This is a genomic window from Paenibacillus sp. Cedars (assembly GCF_003184205.1).
GTDB classification, from domain to species: domain Bacteria; phylum Bacillota; class Bacilli; order Paenibacillales; family Paenibacillaceae; genus Paenibacillus_AQ; species Paenibacillus_AQ glucanolyticus.
In genome coordinates, this window is record NZ_CP020866.1 from 2,658,214 (window position 1) to 2,676,568 (window position 18,355).

General features: G+C 42.6%; 20 protein-coding genes and 1 pseudogene. 17 read left to right on the top strand and 4 right to left on the bottom strand.

Annotated features, from left to right (window positions below; genetic code table 11):
• Nucleotides 1–93 precede the first annotated feature (93 nt).
• Nucleotides 94–1,332: an MFS transporter gene (locus B9D94_RS13845; protein ID WP_253806185.1), complete on the bottom strand. Its 1,239-nt coding sequence runs from the start codon at nucleotides 1,330–1,332 to the stop codon at nucleotides 94–96.
• 296 nt (nucleotides 1,333–1,628) lie between these two features.
• On the opposite strand from B9D94_RS13845, the gene B9D94_RS13850 reads away from it, so the two are divergent.
• The 6 genes from B9D94_RS13850 (at nucleotide 1,629) to B9D94_RS13875 (ending at nucleotide 6,495) form a co-directional block, all read left to right on the top strand.
• Complete coding sequence (locus tag B9D94_RS13850) at nucleotides 1,629–2,210, top strand: TetR/AcrR family transcriptional regulator (RefSeq protein WP_063479624.1); 582 nt, start codon at nucleotides 1,629–1,631, stop codon at nucleotides 2,208–2,210.
• Nucleotides 2,211–2,506: 296 nt separating this feature from the next.
• On the top strand, nucleotides 2,507–3,184 hold the full coding sequence (locus B9D94_RS13855) for a response regulator transcription factor (protein ID WP_006210175.1): 678 nt from the start codon (nucleotides 2,507–2,509) through the stop codon (nucleotides 3,182–3,184).
• Entirely contained in the window at nucleotides 3,181–4,188 is a 1,008-nt protein-coding gene (locus B9D94_RS13860) for a sensor histidine kinase (RefSeq protein WP_148247276.1), read from the top strand. The genes B9D94_RS13855 and B9D94_RS13860 overlap by 4 nt, the downstream gene beginning before the upstream one ends.
• Before the next feature lie 92 nt (nucleotides 4,189–4,280).
• Entirely contained in the window at nucleotides 4,281–4,994 is a 714-nt protein-coding gene (locus B9D94_RS13865; protein ID WP_148247277.1) for an ABC transporter ATP-binding protein, read from the top strand.
• A complete protein-coding gene (locus B9D94_RS13870; protein WP_148247278.1) occupies nucleotides 4,991–5,740 on the top strand; it encodes an ABC transporter permease in 750 nt (249 codons plus the stop codon). The genes B9D94_RS13865 and B9D94_RS13870 overlap by 4 nt, the downstream gene beginning before the upstream one ends.
• Nucleotides 5,737–6,495, top strand: coding sequence for an ABC transporter permease (locus B9D94_RS13875; protein ID WP_148247279.1), 759 nt, complete (start codon nucleotides 5,737–5,739; stop codon nucleotides 6,493–6,495). The genes B9D94_RS13870 and B9D94_RS13875 overlap by 4 nt, the downstream gene beginning before the upstream one ends.
• A 235-nt stretch (nucleotides 6,496–6,730) precedes the next feature.
• On the opposite strand, the gene B9D94_RS13880 is transcribed toward B9D94_RS13875, so the two are convergent.
• Complete coding sequence (locus B9D94_RS13880) at nucleotides 6,731–7,651, bottom strand: PadR family transcriptional regulator (protein ID WP_340463884.1); 921 nt, start codon at nucleotides 7,649–7,651, stop codon at nucleotides 6,731–6,733.
• 276 nt (nucleotides 7,652–7,927) lie between these two features.
• On the opposite strand from B9D94_RS13880, the gene B9D94_RS31775 reads away from it, so the two are divergent.
• Together B9D94_RS31775 and B9D94_RS13885 are read left to right on the top strand one after the other, a co-directional pair.
• Nucleotides 7,928–8,056 carry a hypothetical protein gene (locus B9D94_RS31775; RefSeq protein ID WP_301337251.1) on the top strand — a complete coding sequence of 43 codons (129 nt, stop codon included), beginning with the start codon at nucleotides 7,928–7,930 and terminating at the stop codon, nucleotides 8,054–8,056.
• Between the two features lie 81 nt (nucleotides 8,057–8,137).
• Nucleotides 8,138–8,842: a hypothetical protein gene (locus B9D94_RS13885; RefSeq protein ID WP_063479618.1), complete on the top strand. Its 705-nt coding sequence runs from the start codon at nucleotides 8,138–8,140 to the stop codon at nucleotides 8,840–8,842.
• Here B9D94_RS13885 and B9D94_RS13890 read toward each other — a convergent pair.
• Nucleotides 8,819–9,328, bottom strand: a pseudogene (locus B9D94_RS13890) (DEAD/DEAH box helicase); the annotation flags it as partial. The gene B9D94_RS13885 and the pseudogene B9D94_RS13890 sit on opposite strands and share 24 nt — an antisense overlap.
• A gap of 391 nt (nucleotides 9,329–9,719) precedes the next feature.
• On the opposite strand from B9D94_RS13890, the gene B9D94_RS13895 reads away from it, so the two are divergent.
• From B9D94_RS13895 to B9D94_RS13915, 5 genes are all read left to right on the top strand, one after another.
• Nucleotides 9,720–10,286 carry a phosphoglycerate mutase family protein gene (locus B9D94_RS13895; protein WP_148247280.1) on the top strand — a complete coding sequence of 189 codons (567 nt, stop codon included), beginning with the start codon at nucleotides 9,720–9,722 and terminating at the stop codon, nucleotides 10,284–10,286.
• Between the two features lie 134 nt (nucleotides 10,287–10,420).
• Nucleotides 10,421–10,873: a VOC family protein gene (locus B9D94_RS13900; RefSeq protein WP_006210168.1), complete on the top strand. Its 453-nt coding sequence runs from the start codon at nucleotides 10,421–10,423 to the stop codon at nucleotides 10,871–10,873.
• Nucleotides 10,874–10,980: 107 nt separating this feature from the next.
• Nucleotides 10,981–12,335 (top strand): IS3 family transposase gene (locus B9D94_RS13905; protein ID WP_107338560.1). Its coding sequence is split into 2 segments (ribosomal slippage): nucleotides 10,981–11,434 and nucleotides 11,434–12,335, totalling 1,356 coding nucleotides; the frame shifts between segments, so codons are not numbered across the junction.
• 225 nt (nucleotides 12,336–12,560) lie between these two features.
• The gene (locus B9D94_RS13910) at nucleotides 12,561–13,721 is read left to right on the top strand and encodes a protein kinase domain-containing protein (protein WP_148247281.1); all 1,161 of its coding nucleotides are present in this window, start codon (nucleotides 12,561–12,563) and stop codon (nucleotides 13,719–13,721) included.
• Nucleotides 13,722–13,955: 234 nt separating this feature from the next.
• A complete protein-coding gene (locus tag B9D94_RS13915) occupies nucleotides 13,956–14,429 on the top strand; it encodes an HIT family protein (RefSeq protein WP_006210166.1) in 474 nt (157 codons plus the stop codon).
• Nucleotides 14,430–14,453: 24 nt separating this feature from the next.
• Here the strand turns inward: B9D94_RS13915 and B9D94_RS13920 are convergent, their stop codons facing one another.
• The gene (locus B9D94_RS13920; RefSeq protein WP_006210165.1) at nucleotides 14,454–14,669 is read right to left on the bottom strand and encodes a hypothetical protein; all 216 of its coding nucleotides are present in this window, start codon (nucleotides 14,667–14,669) and stop codon (nucleotides 14,454–14,456) included.
• Between the two features lie 838 nt (nucleotides 14,670–15,507).
• Here B9D94_RS13920 and B9D94_RS13925 point away from each other — a divergent pair.
• From B9D94_RS13925 to B9D94_RS13945, 4 genes are all read left to right on the top strand, one after another.
• A complete protein-coding gene (locus B9D94_RS13925; protein ID WP_006210164.1) occupies nucleotides 15,508–15,828 on the top strand; it encodes an ArsR/SmtB family transcription factor in 321 nt (106 codons plus the stop codon).
• 102 nt (nucleotides 15,829–15,930) lie between these two features.
• Nucleotides 15,931–17,238 (top strand): alpha/beta fold hydrolase, encoded by a 1,308-nt coding sequence (locus B9D94_RS31490; RefSeq protein ID WP_253806156.1) that lies wholly within the window; start codon nucleotides 15,931–15,933, stop codon nucleotides 17,236–17,238.
• Between the two features lie 13 nt (nucleotides 17,239–17,251).
• Entirely contained in the window at nucleotides 17,252–17,683 is a 432-nt protein-coding gene (locus tag B9D94_RS13940) for a hypothetical protein (protein ID WP_148247282.1), read from the top strand.
• Nucleotides 17,676–18,344 (top strand): DUF998 domain-containing protein, encoded by a 669-nt coding sequence (locus tag B9D94_RS13945; protein ID WP_148247283.1) that lies wholly within the window; start codon nucleotides 17,676–17,678, stop codon nucleotides 18,342–18,344. Before B9D94_RS13940 ends, B9D94_RS13945 begins: the two co-directional genes overlap by 8 nt.
• Nucleotides 18,345–18,355: the final 11 nt, after the last annotated feature.

Sequence of the window (18,355 nt, forward strand, 5' to 3'; positions counted from 1 at the left end):
TTTAGAACTCATCAAAAGAATACGGACATTACCGTGATCCGACAGGGAAACGGGCATCTTATTCTACACATAGGACACTTGGGTTTACAGTAATTAGGCGCCTTTGCCACCTTTGGTTATAACCCAGAATATAAGAGCAAAAGCGCTGACGGAAGCGCCAAGCACGCAAACTCCATGCCAACCATACTGTCCATAAATATGGGTCGAAGCAATGGAACCAGCAGCACTTCCGATGGAATAAAAAATCATATACCCGGCAACCATGCGACTGCGCGCCTGCGGGCGCAATGCAAAAATCATACTCTGATTCGTAACATGCACGGCCTGCACCGCCAAGTCCAGCAGAACAATACCAATGACTAAGGCAAACAGGGATTGCTCCGTGTAGCTGATTGGCAGCCAAGATAGTAATAACAGAAACAATGCAATTCCTGTCGTTCTCTGTCCATAACCACGATCGGCTAGCTTACCAGCCTTTGCTGCAGCCAATGCACCCACGACACCCACGAGACCAAACGCCCCGATGGCAGAGTGCGAAAGGGATAGTGGCGGCGAGCTAAGAGGCAGTACTAATGGCGTCCACAAAATGCTGAAAGCGGTAAAAATCAACATAGCCAAAACAGCGCGGATACGTAATAGCCGTTCTTGCAGGAACAGCATCAGTACCGACTTAAGCAGTTGAGAATAGGGAACAGTCTTTACCTTACGCTCACCATCTGGCATCACCTTATATAATGCGTAAACCATGAGCAGCATCAACGCGGCAGAAACCAGATAAACCGAACGCCATCCTGCTAGATCCTTCAAAATTCCTGAAATGGTTCGCGCGAGAAGGATCCCAATCACAACTCCGCTGGTTACCATACCAACGACACGCCCTCGTTCAGCAGGTGCAGCTGTGGTCGCCGCGAACGCTACAATCGTCTGCGTTACAACGGCAAGCAATCCGACCAATGCCAAACCCGCAAAGAGCATCGTTCCGGAGGAAGCAGTACCAACGATAACCAGAGCCATTATGGAGATTGCCATCTGAGCGATAATCAATCGGCGCTGGTTCAGCAAATCGCCCAGAGGCACTAGCAGCAGCAATCCCAATGCATAGAAGACCTGAGTGACGGTAATAAGAATTCCGATGATGGAATAGTCCATGTTGAACTCGTTAGACAGCTCATCGAGCAGCGGCTGTGCGAAGTAGATATTGGCAACTGACATTCCGCAAGCAACCGCAAACAACAATGTCACGTATCGAGTTAGAGGCGTACGATCAACGGACCCAGATTCAGTCGAGGTTACCGTCACCTGCGGGACATGGACCGCTTTTTCTTCTGTCATATCTTCCATTTTGGTTCATTCAACCCTTTCGATTATTATGTACTGTTCGGTATGTTAAACGGTCAAATAAATATACATCACAATTACAATTCAAGTCAACACGTATATTTTGAACGATAAGAGTATACGTAATGAATTGATATTCAACCGGATTATATAAGGGAATCTGTATTTGACAACCACAGCCGTTCATCATAAAATTAATTATACTGATTGGTAATGAAATGAAGTTGTATTCATACAAATGTGATCATAGCGTATCCACAAAAATCAAACGTAACGAGGGGTAAACCATTATGGGACGAGTCCGCGAATTTGATGAAGAGAAAGTATTAGATTCCGCGATGCAGTTATTTTGGGAAAAGGGATATGAGGCTACCTCATTAAGCGATTTGACTTCCAGAATGGGCATTCAGCGGCCTAGTATATACTCAGCCTTTGGAGACAAGAAAGAACTGTTCGAGACCGCTCTGCGCAAATACACGATGTCGCATGCTTCCGAGGCGCGAAGCAAACTTCAAAACCAGCCATCCGTCAGGGAGGCGTTTCGAGCTTTTTTTGAGAACCTGGTTGATGAGGAATATTCCGTAAGCCGCAGCCGCGGATGCTTTTGCATCAATACGATGGTCGAGCTTGCGCCACATGATGAGAAATTTGAAATTCTGACAAGGGAACATCAGATGTACCTGGCGGTCATATTTCAAGAAACCATTGAGCGAGGCATCCAATCTGGGGAGCTTGCAAGTCGCACAGACGCGAAAGCTTTATCGCAAGCTCTCATCGTTTCGTTAATTGGGCTGACCGTTATGTTAAAATCCCGTCCGGAGCGCTCATTTATAAATAATACGATTGAAGTGACTCTTACATTGCTTAAATAAGCGGGATACACTGTGATGGAACGTTTGAAGGTACTATCTCACCAAAGTGAATCTATCAATCGAATAGAGGTCCTTCAAGAAATCAAGAACATGGTCCCATTGAAAGTCGCTAATTTAGCGGCTTTTTGTTTTGTAGGTATAGGTTCTTGTCCCGAGTCGAGGATAAGACCGAAGATAACCGAACCGAAGCGAAGCGGAATCAATGCTCGTAACATCGCCAACTCATTTTGTTGCCCATTTTTTAGTTTGTGTTAATCTGTCTAATAGTGAACTCCATATAGAGAGAGGGATGTTACTTGAAAAGAAACGTATTATATATTGAAGATAATGAGAAAATAGGCAGCTGGGTAAAAGAAGAATTGGAACAGCGAGGATTCTCAGTTCAGTGGCTGCTTTCTGGTGAAGGAGCCGAAAAAGAAGTAAATCAGCATGAAGTCGTTATTTTGGATATCATGTTACCTGGTTTAGACGGATTTACAGTGGGAAAACGATTAAAAAAGGCAGCTCCTGCTGTTCCTATTTTGCTGTTATCTGCTCGAACATCGATAAATGATAAGGTAGATGGTTTACAATTTGCTGATGACTATGTAACGAAACCATTCCATACGGATGAATTAGTAGCAAGATTAGAAGTGTTAATTCGTCGAAGTGGTGGAACACATTCCGAACGCATTTTATTAGGAAATCAGATTGAAGTAGATCCAGAAGTCCAAATGGTATATGACAAGCGCACAGGAGAAGAAATTATACTGACAGGGAAACAACATCAAATTTTAATGTACTTCATACGCCACCCTAATCAAGTTTTACCAAAAGAACAAATTTATGAAGCCATTTGGGAAGAAACTTATATAACCGGTGATAAAACATTAATGGTGCATATCCATCGACTGCGTCAGAAGTTGGAACGTCATCCAGATTCCCCAGAGATTATTGAAACGTTGAAAGGAATAGGTTATCGGGTGAAGCTATGAAACAAAGAAGATCATTATTTCATCGTTTTTTAAAAGGACATTTTCTATTTATCTTTTTTCCTCCCCTTGTGCTTATTTTCTTCTCTGCGTTCGTTGGGTCTTCTATCAATGGAGAAGTTCTGAGTACGTTAAATCTATTTTACGTTGTACTACTATTGTTTGGTTTTATTATTGTCGCATTTGTTGTATTATCTTGGATTTTCTTCTTGAGACTTCGTAAACGTCTTAGCGGTTTACAGGAAATTATGTCATTTTCAGCTAATCATCATTCATTTCCTAAACCAATTTCTGTTCAAAGTGATCGTATGGATGAAATAGACCAGTTGGGAAGTTCTTTTAATTGGATGATTCAGCAACTTGAAGACAGTCGCAAGCGGGAATATGAAGAGGAATTGTTAAGACATCGACTCATTGCGAATTTGTCTCACGACTTGCGAACGCCACTTACCATTTTGCGAGGACACATTACCAGATTAAATAAAGAATCCATGAGTTTAGAAGGACAAAATTCATTAACAGAGATGAACCATACGATTACAAGAGTCGGAGATCTAATGGATGATTTGCTTTCCTATACATTGCTTACATCAGGGAAACATCCTTTTGGGCCAACTTCAACAGATATTGGACGTTTAGTAAGAGCATCTGTTGCTGCGTGGTATCCTGTATTTGAAGAGAAAGAAATGCAGATCGATGTTGACTTACCGGCAGAGGAGACTTTTTATTGGGAAGCAGATCCTAAGTGGATGACACGGGTTTTGGATAATTTATTTCAGAATATTCTTCGCCATGCAGCAGAGGGGAAATATGTAAACATTGTGGTGGATGTAGAAAAAGAACGGATCATTGTTGCAGACCGAGGTCCAGGTATGGATAACTCTTCCTATGAGCGTGGAGCAGGGATTGGCTTGTCGACTTCAAATTATATGCTGCAAAAAATGAAGCTGAAAGCTGATTTTACATCCAATGAAAAGGGCACAAAAGTAGCTATTGGTAGAGCTTAAACTAAAGTTAAACCAGAAGTAAACAGCATGATAACCGAGATGTAACTTTGAATCTTTATAATGAGTACCATAACAGAAAGGAAGTGTTATGGTTGCTTACCATTCATAACTTAGTCAAACATCGCGGAAGTCAAGAAATCTTATCAGGTATCAGTTTTAAAGCTAGACCCGGTAGAGTAACTGGTTTTTTAGGTCCGAATGGGGCAGGTAAAAGTTCTACACTTCGCATCCTGCTTGGATTAGATCGTGCCACCTCAGGAAGTGCACTAATTAATGGAAAGCCATTCGCAGAATTACATAATCCTCTAGAAACCGTAGGTGCCGCACTTGATGGATTTGGAGCTCATCGTATGCGGACAGGACGGGCACATTTGCGTTGGATTGCTCGTGCCGCAGGATTGCCTCGCTCACGTGTCGAGGAAGTTCTGGAAATCGTAGGTCTTACGAATGCAGCTGGAAAAAGAGTTGGGAAGTACTCCCTTGGTATGGGGAGAAGGCTTGGCATGGCAGCTGCACTACTTGGTGATCCCAAAATATTGATTTTAGATGAACCCGTAAACGGGCTCGACCCGGAAGGAATTCGGTGGATTCGGACATTCTTACGTGAACGTGCTGAGTCTGGAAACACGGTGTTACTATCCAGTCATCTAATGGGGGAGCTTGCAGAGACGGTTGATGATGTGGTGATTATTAAGCATGGAACAATCGTTGCAGATGGAACATTGGAAGAAGTAATAGGTAACCATTCCACGCTGGAGCAAGCCTTTTTTGCCCTGACATCTGAAAATGCAGGTGATGTTGTATGAGAGCATTCAACGCGGAACTATCTAAATTGTTCTCCCTGCCGGGTATTTGGCTTGCCTTTCTTATTGGAGCAATTGCCCCAGCGGTCATTGCTGCCTTGGACAGTACAGCACAAAAAGAGGAGATTATAGCTGGAGTTAGCACACGGCTATCGGAAGTTGGCTATATTGGATTAGCTCTTGGTGTACAAGGTGTCATCATTCTTGGTGTGCTTTCTGTCAGCAGTGAGTATCTGACTGAGAGCAGTGAATCTGGCGGAGGACAACAGATTACAACCAGTTTAACGGTTGTTTCATCAAGGCTTCATTTTTTGTTGGCAAAAGCAGGCGCTGTGACAGCAGGCAGCATACTGCTTAGTGTTGTTGCTATGATGACCACTTTGTCAGCCACGCATCTTGTTCTTGGTGAATACACCCCTGCATTTGAAGGGTCCAAACTGCTCGGTGCAATTTGTTACTGGACATTTACTGCTCTTCTGGCATTTGGGATTACTGTTCTTACGAAGAATGGAACTATTCCGCTTGCTGTGCTCATCATAAATACATCCGTTGTATCATTCAGTTTCCTGCTTTCTAAGGTTACAAAGTTAGCATTATACTTACCAGATAGGGCTGGCATTGATATGTTTATGCTTATGAGCGACAGCTTTCTCACCCCGTTCACAGGTGGTTTAGTCATGTTTGCCTGGGTGGTCGTTATTTTTATTGCTGCAGCTATTGTTTTCCATAGGAGGGATATTGCATCATGAGTGTCTCATCGAGTAGAAAGATAACACCAATCCTTGGAGCTGAACTGGATAAATTAGTTACATTACCATTGATATGGCTCACTCTTATGGGTACATTCATTGTTAATTTAGTTTTAGCCGCAGCTTTTACTTCGGTTGGTCTGCAAGGTGCAGCAGGGACACAAAGTATACTGAATATAGGGCTTGCTTCTATGGGATATCTTCATGCAGGGTTCATTATTCTTGGGATCTTAGCTGCTTGTTCGGAGTATACTGGTGGACAGATTCGAACCACTTTAACTACGATACCTTGGCGTGGGTTTCAATTATCCACGAAGTATTTGGCATTGGCAATTATCACCATTCCTGTGGCGTTTATTATTGCTGCATCAGGTGTACTATATGCTTTTATTATGTTGAGAGACACGGCAGCAGTGATTAGAGTAGATACAATGATCGTAACACTAGTAGGTGCAACAGGCTATCTAACATTAACCACACTTCTCAGTGCAGCTATAGGTGCTTTATTAAGACGAACGACTCCTGCTTTAGTAGTACTGCTTGGTTATTATTACGTTGTCAGTCCATTGTCGAGAGATTTTCTACCTAGTATTAAAAATTATTTTCCGGATACGGCAGGATATTATATGTATATGCCGCCTTCCTCTGATGAATTAAATGTCCTTACACCCATGCAAGGGACAGGTATTTCAATGTTATGGACCCTGATCTTTGTTACAGCAGCTATTGTATTTTACCGTAAACGAGATGCCTAACTTTAGGGTTCCTTATTTTAACAACATAATGAAGTACTCAACCGCGTTATTATGTATGCATTTGAGGGGAAGGGAGCGGTTAAACTTTTGGCTGAAACACAGACAGACAATGTTAGCTCATGTAAACTCTTAGAGCGATTTGGAATGAAAATAGAAAGGAAAGTCCAGAGATTTGGCTCCAAACAAGAGATATTTTCTATTGAAAAATATTTCCCATAATATCTCGCCTTTCTTTCTATTTCAGAAGCCACTCTTCGGCTGCTTCTTTACTTTCATACAATCTAAAATGATTGCCTTTGTTCGTTTCCATAGCCATTTCTTTAAATCTGCCTTTTTGAATGGTCTCCTGAGGAATAATAGCAGCAGCTTTAATACCATAGTTTGTAAATTTCTGAATCATATTGCCGGCTAATTTGGTCCTGAGTTTGAAGAAGTCTTCTGATAAGGCTGCATAGTATATCATAATCGCATTTGTATCATGTTCCCAGCACAAAGAAATTAGATCAAGGGCATCATTCTCTGTACTTAATGGTTCAATAGAAGAAATCAGTTCAATATATTTTTTACTCTCTATTTCTCTAATGTGATAGTTCATTTTCTCCTCTTTCTCCACAACTTCATTCCCAAACAACTTCTGGCGGGTTTCACGGACCCAATGAAGTTCATTATTATAGGTTGATATAATGTTCTTTGAAATCATCTGCCATATTAAACTTTCCCTGGTGCTTCTGTTGGGTGTATGAAGAGCCCGTCTGTATTTCTCATTCTGCATAATCAATTGCAGTCTGATTTCATTTTCATATTTTGAGAGCACCTCATTTAATTCTTGGTTACTTAACATATCGGACCATGCAAGCTGCACCAAAAATGCTTTTTTTATCTCGGGAGCTTCTGGTGATGACACAAGCCATTTTTTTAGCTCTTTAAGTCCTTCTTCTGTGATGGAATATATTTTTTTTGAAGGAGAGTTATCCTGATGGACCACTTCACTGGTGACAAGATCTTCATTTTCCATATTCATTAGAGCTTTGTAAATTTGATTATTATTACCGGACCAATACATGAAGGAGGAATCCTCAAAAATCTTTTTTAATTCATATCCTGTTGAGGACTTCCAACTCAATATGCCTAATATGGCTAATTGGATTGACATCATTACACCTCATTATTAGTAACATAGGTTAACAGTAACATATGTTACTGTAGTTATCAATCTAATTATCTTTAATTGTCATGCTGATAGCTAATATGCTGGCCACTGGGTAGAAGCCAAGATTAAATAAACAGCACTACAAGGCATTGTCAGGGGTTATCCAGTTGGTACATTCAAACAGTAAGTTGTGCTGAATTCACGATCATGCTGACGAATGAGCTGAAGCTTAAAGGTGAAATGTACGGAGCTAAGCCATAGCGATGCAGGGAGGATCTCCATATGGGCGAAGAAAGTGGGGACTGGATGCTGGTACCATTGTTTAGTGGAATATTTTATCCATTTATGGTTGATGAATTTCATGCTAAAGTAAAGCTCCTAATGTGTACGATAGCAGGACAGTATAACTGACATATTAAAATTGGCGACTTCATTTCGGAGTTATTAGAACAAGAGTGTTAATAACTAAATTTTCAGAAGAGGAAGAACACTTTGCCCAAGCACATAAAGATCTACGCACTAATACTTATGATTATCATATTAATAAATGCTGCGATGTACAGACATTTAGAAAACCAATCATCTGAAAAATACAATGACCTCTATTCATTGTATCAGCAGAAGAACGATTCGGCATTTGTCTATTTAGTCAAACACGCTTCTGAAACGGTGCCGCTTGCTGACACTTTAATGGCAATCAGCGAGTCGAAGGAAAATGAAGATCCTGCTAAGATACGGCAATTGATCGATAAGGCGAAGATACAAGCGGAAGAAATCGATGATCAACTATCAACATTCATTGAATTTAGCGATACCTACCTTAATAATGCTGTTCCTAAGCATTTTGTTAATAACACAGCAATGACAACGGATGAGCAGCTGGACATGTTTATTCTAGCGCGTGAGGCGAGAATACGGGGGTCGTTATATGACATAAGCTATGCATATTGGAAGTCTAATCCTAAAACGATAGACATCAAGACTCGAGAAACCTTGCGCTCGCTGGCGTTGGAGCTCTATGAGTTAAATAAGACGATTACGTCGTTTAAGGATAACGACGCGGCTCACATGTTTTATCTAACGGAGAAATATAAAGCTTTGATGCTAGGGAACTTGAAACCACACCTTGAAAGATTGAAAAAGATCCAGGATCATTTTCAGGACATTAATAAGTCAAAAAAAGAAATAGACACGTAATATGAAGCGTATGGTGCTGGTACATTCAGATAAATTATCATTATCTTCATCAAAGATAGAGTTTGCATTTGAAGAGGTTAACATGGATTCAAGCAATTCTTGTTTATAACTTAAGATGCTATCAATTTTTTCTTCTAATGTATTCATATTAATGAGTTTATGGACTTGTACCATGTTTTCTTGACCTCTATGCGGTGTACACGGTCGGTGGCTTGATTCTCATCTGCGGGGTTCCACCAACGATCAAAATGTATAACATGGTTAGCTACTGTTAGGTTTCAAACCTGTTCCTCCAGCTTTCAAGGGAAGAATAAAAATCGGTGTTTGTTTGCTTTGAAAATCATCCACCATCTTGGCCCGTTCCTTCTGTAAAGTACTACCGTTCAAGAACAGAACATGGACATCAAATCTTTCAGTTAAATGTTGTTGTAATAACTCTCCCATTTTTACATACTGAGTAAAAAGAAGTACACTTTCATCTGCCTCAAGAAGTGCAGTATTGCTTTTGCTCTATTTCCTCAGGTAGATCACCTTCCAATAATCAAATAATTCACATTCACTTAACTGTCCAGGCTTTTGCATACGTTCTGTATAAAAAAGGTTGCCGTAATATGTTCACAAAACGAAGCTATAGAACATGTACAACTGTATTTTAACTCTTGATTGTTCACCTCGTTTTCCACTACTTAGGGCCCATTTTCAGCTTTGAATGGAAGAGGGATGGCACAGCTTATGCTGAATAATTCTTCGGGAGGGGGTATATCAGGGATCAGCAAAATTGCAGAAATGGTCATGCCGCTCTATAAGCTAAAGGGCAGGATAGCTCCATACAAGCATAGAATACCTAATATTGGATTTGATGTTAGGGGGGCGGAAAATGGAACTCATATTTATTCGGCACGGTCATGGAGAACATCTCAACGATTATCCCAATCGGTTGAATACTCTGCATCCAAGTCTTACAGAGTACGGCAAATTTCAAGTAACGCAGCTGCGAAACGAAATTAAAATGGATCCTGATGATTTAGTTCTGGTAAGTCCAACTAAACGTACAATTGAGACGGCAACTATTATAAAAAGTGGTATGGATTTCATTATTTCTCCACTTGTTGGTCCGAGAATGTATCCTCAGAACCCCGAACTCCCTTTATTAGCATGTGATCTTATCCTTTCTAAAACTGAAATTACAAATCTGTATGCAGATGCTGGAATTCTTGATTTTAATTTGGATTGCTGGAAAGAAGGGATTAATAGGATCGAACAAGAAATTTTTGAAGGATATGCTAAGCAGTTATTCGATTGGATCGGGGAAAGATATAAAAAAATATTCATTATTTCACATGATGGTACGATAACGAATTATCGAATATTGCTTGGAGAAACAGGGTTGACCCGAAAAGATTTTCTCGGTGAGACGGGGGTATATCGAATGAAGTTGTACTAGAAGGGACACGTGTTGAAACTCAAGGAGCTGGATATTTATTTCGGTGTTAATCGTTTGGAAGGAGCTAGTGATTATTGGTAGAATTAATATGAAGATGATCTGGTAATAAATTTGTACACATAAGGAGATAAACTATGGAAAAAAACAAATTACTGAGAATGGACAATGTTGGCATCGTTGTAGAATCCCTTGATGACGCAGTCTCTTTCTTTGAGGAGATCGGTTTAAAGCTCGAAGGGCGAGCTACTGTCGAAGGGGAATGGGCTGGTCGCGTAACCGGGCTGGGTTCACAGTGTGTAGAGATTGCTATGATGGTTACCCCAGATGGCCACAGCCGACTTGAACTTTCGCGATTCCTTACCCCACCTACTATATCAGATCACCGAACGGCTCCCGTAAATGCCCTCGGTTATCTGCGCGTCATGTTCACCGTGGAAGACATTGACGAAATGTTACCCAGACTCACTAAGCATGGTGCTCAGCTCGTTGGCGAAGTGGTTCAGTACGAGGACTCGTATCGGCTCTGCTACATTCGTGGACATGAAGGACTTTTAATCGGTTTGGCGGAACAACTCGGTAATAAATAAGACATTTTAACTGTCGAGGGACAAGAACAATGGATCCATAGAAAGTCGCTAATTTGAACTGCACCCCATTTGTTAGACATATCTAACAGTTGGAGGTGCAGTTTTTTATGACTAAATTTACGAAGGATAGCAAATTGGCATTAATTCAAGGGTATGACTCTGATCTTCTATCTCAAACAGAATACGCAAATCAAATGCGTGTAACCAAGTCTCAATTCCAATATTGGTTGAAGCTTTATGAGATACATGGTGAGACTGCCTTTACTAACGGCTATACAAATTATCCGGCAAGCTTTAAACTGGACGTACTCAATCATATGGCTCAATCAGACGCTTCTCTCATGGATACCGCTGCTTTGTTTAAGCTTCCGGACTTCTCCATGTTGTATTCCTGGCAGAGAAAGATGGAGACAGGCGGTTTAGAAGCCCTTGAGCCAAAAAAGAAGGGGCGTCCATCCATGAAAAAAAACCCCAATTCGTCTACCAAACGATCCGTAGTTGAAGGGTCTGTCGAAGCACTTGAAGAACGTATCAAACAGCTTGAAATGGAAAATGAGTATCTAAAAAAGTTGAATGCCTTAGTTCGAAACAAGGAAAAATCACCAAACAAGACAAAGCACAAGCCGTCTGGCAACTAAGGCATAAATATCCGGTGAAGGCACTCGTACAGGTGGCTGGTGTCCCGCGAAGCACCTATTACAACCTTATAAAGTGTATGAACCAACCAGATCCGAATACCGAGTTGAGAGCTGAAATTCAATCCATTTACGTGGAACATGACGGACGGTACGGATATCGCCGTATTCGTGATGAACTGACAGTCCGTGGGTGGAAAGTTAACCACAAAAAGGTTCAGAGACTCATGAAGAAAATGGGTCTTACATGCCTGGTTCGCGTGAAAAAGTATAAGTCATATAAAGGGAGCGTCGGCAAGATTGCACCGAATCATCTGGACCGCCAGTTCACGGCTGGGGCGCCAAATGAGAAATGGGTGACGGACATTACGGAATTTAAGTTATTTGGAGAAAAGCTGTATCTATCGCCCATTTTGGACTTATTCAACGGGGAAATTATCACCTATACCCTGGATTCACGACCAACCTATTCTCTGGTATCTCAGATGCTGGATGCAGGACTGAAACGTCTGCCGGAAGAACACCATCTTCTCCTTCATTCTGATCAAGGATGGCATTACCAAATGAAGTCGTATCGGCATGCACTTAAGTCGAGAGGCATTCTCCAAAGCATGTCACGAAAAGGGAATTGTTACGACAATGCCGTCATAGAGAATTTCTTCGGCATTCTCAAGTCGGAGTTTCTGTACTACAAAGAGTTTGAATGTGTGGAACATTTTAAGGAAGAACTAAAAAAATATATGGAATACTACAATACCAAACGGTTAAAGGCAAAATTAAAAATGAGTCCGGTACAGTACCGAACTCATTTTGAGAAAGCTGCCTAATGAAATAACCGTGTCTAACTTTTGGGGGTCACTTCAATTTAGCGGCTTTTTTTGTTATATCGGTACAAGTTCTTGTCCCGAATCGAGGGCAAGAACTTGTTCCAATTACCGAGTAGATAAATATTTAACTACTTTTCACTGTTCTAATTCATTATGCTAACGGGCAGTGTAGTTCCAATAACATTTACCTTAAACTGGGTATATGTTAGGCTGGATGCATGGTTGGTGGCTGGGACTTTTTTGGAGTCAAAAGGTAAATTCACTATATTCGAGTGGAAGGATAGTGATCTATTTATGAAATCATTCCAAACAGAGCTTCATGTGTCTTACGAAACTCGACTTGCCCGTTATGCCAACGTATCTACTGCCTTAGCGTTGCTCAGTGATGAACGGCTTCGAGAGCGAGTGGAAGATGCTACGGTTCTTGCTACTGGCATCGGTGGTACAACGGCGTTATTGCAACTTGAAGACACGTCCATCTTCGTGAAAATAGTACCGCTTACGGAACTAGAAAGACGCACTCAGAATGTTATGTCCACTGGAAACCTATTCGAACTCCCCCCGTTTTGCCACTATGGCATAGGTTCGCCAGGTAGTGGCGTTTGGCGTGAGGTCGCCGCCCATACCATGACCACCAACTGGGTGCTGGCGAAACAGTGTGAGAGCTTTCCGTTAATGTATCACTGGCGGGTGTTACACAGTCCGAAACGACGTATGCCAATTTCTGAGGAACTGAGCGATGTTTCCCGTATGGTTGAGTTTTGGGGTTCCCAGGCAGTGCGGGATCGTATCGAGGCAATTGAGCAATCCGTGGATAGTGTTGTACTGTTCTGCGAGTACGTTCCCCATAATCTGCATGACTGGCTTACCGAACAGGTTGCTATTGGAGAGGCTGCATCCACCTCAGCGTTTGCCATGGTGGATTCCAACCTGCGGTCTGCTGTCTCGTTTATGAATGCGAATGGGTTACTACATTTCGATGTTCACTTTAGGAACGTTTTAACTGATGGACACCGTGTTTATATTTCGGACTTCGGACTTGCAACATCTTCACGCTTTGAGTTGTCCGATTGCGAATTTGAGTTTCTCGAATTGAACAAAGCCCATGATGGGTGTTATGTGGTGACAGAGTTCGTTAACTGGCTTGTAACGGTCTTAGGCAGTACAATGAATCGGACAGAACGTATAGACCTCATACGCCGATATGCTGAGGGTGACGAGTCGCCAGAGATGATGGAATCGGCAGCGGGGATTATTAAGGGGTACGCTCCAATAGCCATAGTGATGAATGATTTTTACACGAATCTCGTTGTGGAGAGCAGAGCTACTCCATTTCCAGTCGAGGAGATTCAACGAATCTGTGCAACAACTGGGTTCGAGCCGTAAGCTCATAGAGCTGTAATTGTGTAGATTACGCTCACGGGAAACGATAGTTCAACCAAGACGGCAGCCGGCCAGAAGGGGAGTTTTATTGAAATTGACTTCAAATTTTTACTAAAGAGGGAATGATCTATTTGGCAAAAACAATGTTCAACTTACAAGGCAGAAAAACGCAACGAACAGAGTTTTCCTGCGCCTATTAGTTGATTGGAGAAATATGAAAGGAGTTGAATGAGAAAGATGACAGCATCGTTTTCACATAAGCCCGAGGGATACGAATGTCCATTTTGTCGTGTGTGGGGTATCGAGCAACCGAATCAGGGAACAAAACAATGGGATATCATCTATCAGAATGAAAAGGCAACCGCATTTATAGCGAGCAAATGGTGGCCAAACAACAAAGGACATGTTCTTATTGTTCCTAATCAACATTTCGAGAACATCTTTGAGCTCCCGGCGGATTACGCTGTTGAAATTCACCGCGCGGCTCAGCTTACAGCGTTTGCCATGAAAAGTACATATGGATGTGATGGGATTTCTACGAGGCAACACAATGAGCCTGCTGGCAATCAAGACGTGTGGCATTATCATCTCCACGTTTACCCTAGATATGTGAATGATCAACTTTATCTGACTAAGGGTTCTCAGTCGGATCCAGATGAACGCGCTTTCTATGCTAATAAGTTACGTTCTTGGATAAAGGAAAACATATAAGGTCTAGTCATTCTTTTCTTTTTTCTATTTCTTTTTTTTGAAGAAATCGAACAAATCGAATTTGATCACATAATCAAAGAGAGAGGTAATTACAACAACTCCAAGTGGAATTATTGCGTATGCCCAAGGCGGATTATTTGGAGCTTCACCAGGGGGGGCATCAATTAAAATCTCAAAAAGGACAATACAATAAATTACGGCCAATACAATACCTGTTACATTCCTATTTTTTTTCGGCATAGCTATTTCTAACCTCCCTTAAGATAACAGAACCTGAAAAATAAATCCTCTCATGAAAATTCAAAACTCACTATATTGTTTTGAATAAAAACCATAGATGTACGAACAAAGATCGCTATATAAATTAAGGACTTGGTCTACTTTAACATATTATAATACAGATCATTCATTTGATTTTGTAGCAGCAAGACGAATCTTTCTCCACCTTAAACAATCCACTTGAAGCGGCTCTAGAATTTTATCGAGGGACAAAAAAATATTCCATTGGAAGTCGCTAAATTGACGGCTTTTTCGAATTATCAGGCTAGCCAGAATCTTCTGGTTGGCCTTTTTTGTGGTCGTTTTATATTTCGCATTCCTTAACATCGTTTGACATGGGAAGAGGCTTTTCTGAAGCTCGCCGCACTGAAACTTCAAGCGAGCACATGGTGGGGTTTGAACGAAGCAGCTTGACTTCTTACCGGCGCATTTTGCAGGATCAGGAGATAAAATCCGGGATTTAATGTGATCCAAGTATGCGCAATCGTCGTCCATGAGACGATTGTATAAAGAGAGGTTATTGGATTGATGTGGGGAAATGCGAGGTGGATACACATATATCAACTGTGAAACTGCTCTACGAACATAGGATTAAGTGAATCTTGTGGCGAATTCTCCGGGAGCATCCCGCCACAATTGAACAATGGGTAGAATAGTAAAGAAATTTGCAGCTTAGCTTGCCATTTTTACGAAATTGCGCTAATTCCTTAAGAAGTGAAAGTTCAATTCATAAATTCATAAATATATATTGACGTGTATATACATATTGATATATATTAAGTTCATGAGAACAACAACTATGCAGTTAACGTTACTTACTCTTGCCGAACCCAATCGATTCAACATCGTTGAGTTGCTAAGAAATGGGCCCAAATCGGTAGGCGAAATCGTCCAAGCACTAGGCATCAGCCAGCCGCACGTATCCCGTCATTTGCGCATCTTGAGCGAGGCTGGAATGGTACGCTCACGGAGCAAAGCACAATTGCGAATATACAGCCTCGAAGCTGGACCGTTCCAGGAGCTGGATGAATGGTTTGATTCCTTCAGCATTCTATGGGAAGAGCGTCTCGATAATTTTGAGGAGTATATGCTGGATTACAAGAAGAAGGAGGACCAATGACAGGTATCAACAGTTTCATCGCGAGCTACATGCTGAATTACCGCGAAGTCTGGAACCAAAGGCTGGATTCCCTTGAAAACTACCTGAAAAGGATGACTGCAAATGAAAAGAAAAACTACCATTCGTAAAAACCGCGAGCGTAGAGAACTCACAGTCGAACGTAACGTTGCGATGCCTGTCCATCTGGCATGGGAAGGCTGGACGGAGCCCAAACATATTACAAAATGGTGGGGGCCAAAGGGCTGGACGACAATCGTTTACGAAATGGATGTGCGGCCAGGTGGCGTGTGGCGGTATAGTCTTCAGGCGGAAGACAATAGCGGCGAGGCGGCCTATTGCAGAGCCACCTATGACGTAGTAGAGGCACCGGGCAAACTGGTGTACATAGACACTTTTGCCGACAGCGATTGGAATATGGTTCTGGATAGCGAAATGTACACGACCGTGTTGTTCGAGGAGAAAAGCGGGGGAACACGGATAAGCATCGTAACACGATTCGCTACCAACGAACAATTGGACAACGCGGAAGCGATGGGCATGATTGAAGGATTCACCGATGCTTATGATCGACTGGAAGAATACTTAGAAACGTTAATAGGAGGCAACGACACAATGGAAACCGTTATTTCAAAAGATGGGACACACATCGCTTATACCAAACAAGGGACTGGTCCTGCAATAATCCTTATATCATCGGCTGCGGCTGACCATCAGGATGCTTCACCTTTAGCCGAGCACTTGTCTGTCAGCTTCACCGTATACAATTACGATCGTCGGGGACGAGGCCGCAGTACGGATACCTCACCCTACGAAACCGCACGTGAAGTGGAAGATATCGAGGCTTTAATTGCACTCGCCGGAGGACAGGCTTATTTGTTCGGAAGCTCATCCGGAGCCGTGTTGGCGCTTGAGGCCGCGAACTTGTTAGGAGATTCGGTTGCGAAGCTCTTCTTGTATGAACCGCCATTCATTATTAACGACAGCCGTAAACCTGTACCTAGTGACTACGTCGAACATTTGAATGCGCTAATCAAAGCCGAGAAAAGGTCTGAAGCAGTCGAATATTTCGCATCCGAGGCTCTAGGCATCCCCGGAGAATACATCGGCTATATGAAAGCCGATCCTTCTTGGAACAAGATGGAGTCCCTGGCACACACGCTTGCTTATGATGGCATCATTATGGGAACGACGCAATCCGGGAACCCGCTGCCAGCCGGCAGATGGAACGTTACGGTTCCTACTTTGATTATGACGGGGGAAAACAGCGAACCGCTTTTCCATGACGCGGCACGCGCGCTTGTCGAGCTTCTACCAAAGGCTGCAGCTCATTCGCTCGCCGGTCAAGATCATTCCGCGGTTATCATGGCTCCTGATGTAGTAGCAAAAGCTGTAGCTGATTCCGAACAATAAGGAGGATGGGAGCATGACGAATCTTCAGACGCTTGATCGATTAGTCGGTTCTTGGCAAATCAGCGGCGGAGCAGAAGGAACAGTAACCTACGAGTGGATGGAAGGCGGACACTTTTTGATACAACGCGTCCATCTTTCCCAGAATGGACAAGAAGTGAAAGGGATCGAGATGATTGGGCATTTAAAACCCTTCGGCGAAAGCAAGAGTCCGGATATTCGGTCCCGATATTACGATACGTTAGGCAATACCTTCGATTATGTTTATGAGTTGGAAGGGGATTCACTCGTCATTTGGGCTGGAGACAAAGGATCACTTAACTATTATAAAGGGACATTCCGCTCTGACGGAAACGCCCATTCGGGAGCATGGCATTATTCCGGCGAGGGAGGCTATGAATCGACGATGACGAGGGTCTCGCCAGCAGGAGGGATAGGCATTGGCTAAGCAGTTGGTCATGGTAAAATCTTTAACGATGACGGGCTCCAGGTTCGCCCTTGCGTCGATCATCGCTGGAGGATTGTTCGTTCTTCTCCTAAGCAGCCTTCATTTGCTGGAGCCCGAATTTGACCCGACATGGCGTTTTATCAGCGAATATGCTCTTGGCGACTTTGGTTGGATGATGCACCTGGCTTTTGGGCTGCTGGCTCTTGCTCAAATCAGTGTAGCAATTACGATTTTCCCGCATATTCGCACGGTTACGGGATACATAGGACTTGTTATTCTTGGGATCAGTGCAATAGGCATTATAATCGCAGGCATCTTCGTGACCGATCCTATCACGGTTAGTCCTGATGATGCTACATTTAGCGGCAGCATGCACTCAATCGGAGCGATGCTGGACTACACGCCGGTAGCCGCATTATTGATTAGTCTTTCGTTAAGCCGACTTGATGTTTGGCGTCCTATGAAGAGAGTGCTGCTCACTAGCGCGATTATTGCAATCGTTGCGATGCTCCTATTTGTGCTTCAAATTCCGCAAGACGGGCAATTTGGACCGGGGGTTTTGGCCGGTATGTTCGGACGATTCTTAATCTTGGCGGACATTGCGTGGCTGACTATTGTAGGGATTCATGCAACCAAGCTCGGAGCTTCTAAAATAATGTAATCGAGGTAAAT

Coding starts and splice junctions, on each gene's coding strand:
- B9D94_RS13875 (WP_148247279.1), top strand. CDS start 5,737: ATGAGTGTCTCATCGAGTAGAAAGATAACACCAATCCTTGGAGCTGAA.
- B9D94_RS13895 (WP_148247280.1), top strand. CDS start 9,720: ATGGAACTCATATTTATTCGGCACGGTCATGGAGAACATCTCAACGAT.
- B9D94_RS13860 (WP_148247276.1), top strand. CDS start 3,181: ATGAAACAAAGAAGATCATTATTTCATCGTTTTTTAAAAGGACATTTT.
- B9D94_RS13850 (WP_063479624.1), top strand. CDS start 1,629: ATGGGACGAGTCCGCGAATTTGATGAAGAGAAAGTATTAGATTCCGCG.
- B9D94_RS13870 (WP_148247278.1), top strand. CDS start 4,991: ATGAGAGCATTCAACGCGGAACTATCTAAATTGTTCTCCCTGCCGGGT.
- B9D94_RS13845 (WP_253806185.1), bottom strand. CDS start 1,332: ATGACAGAAGAAAAAGCGGTCCATGTCCCGCAGGTGACGGTAACCTCG.
- B9D94_RS31775 (WP_301337251.1), top strand. CDS start 7,928: ATGGGCGAAGAAAGTGGGGACTGGATGCTGGTACCATTGTTTAGTGGA.
- B9D94_RS13880 (WP_340463884.1), bottom strand. CDS start 7,651: ATGATGTCAATCCAATTAGCCATATTAGGCATATTGAGTTGGAAGTCC.
- B9D94_RS13915 (WP_006210166.1), top strand. CDS start 13,956: ATGACAGCATCGTTTTCACATAAGCCCGAGGGATACGAATGTCCATTT.
- B9D94_RS31490 (WP_253806156.1), top strand. CDS start 15,931: ATGAAAAGAAAAACTACCATTCGTAAAAACCGCGAGCGTAGAGAACTC.
- B9D94_RS13920 (WP_006210165.1), bottom strand. CDS start 14,669: ATGCCGAAAAAAAATAGGAATGTAACAGGTATTGTATTGGCCGTAATT.
- B9D94_RS13900 (WP_006210168.1), top strand. CDS start 10,421: ATGGAAAAAAACAAATTACTGAGAATGGACAATGTTGGCATCGTTGTA.
- B9D94_RS13940 (WP_148247282.1), top strand. CDS start 17,252: ATGACGAATCTTCAGACGCTTGATCGATTAGTCGGTTCTTGGCAAATC.
- B9D94_RS13925 (WP_006210164.1), top strand. CDS start 15,508: ATGCAGTTAACGTTACTTACTCTTGCCGAACCCAATCGATTCAACATC.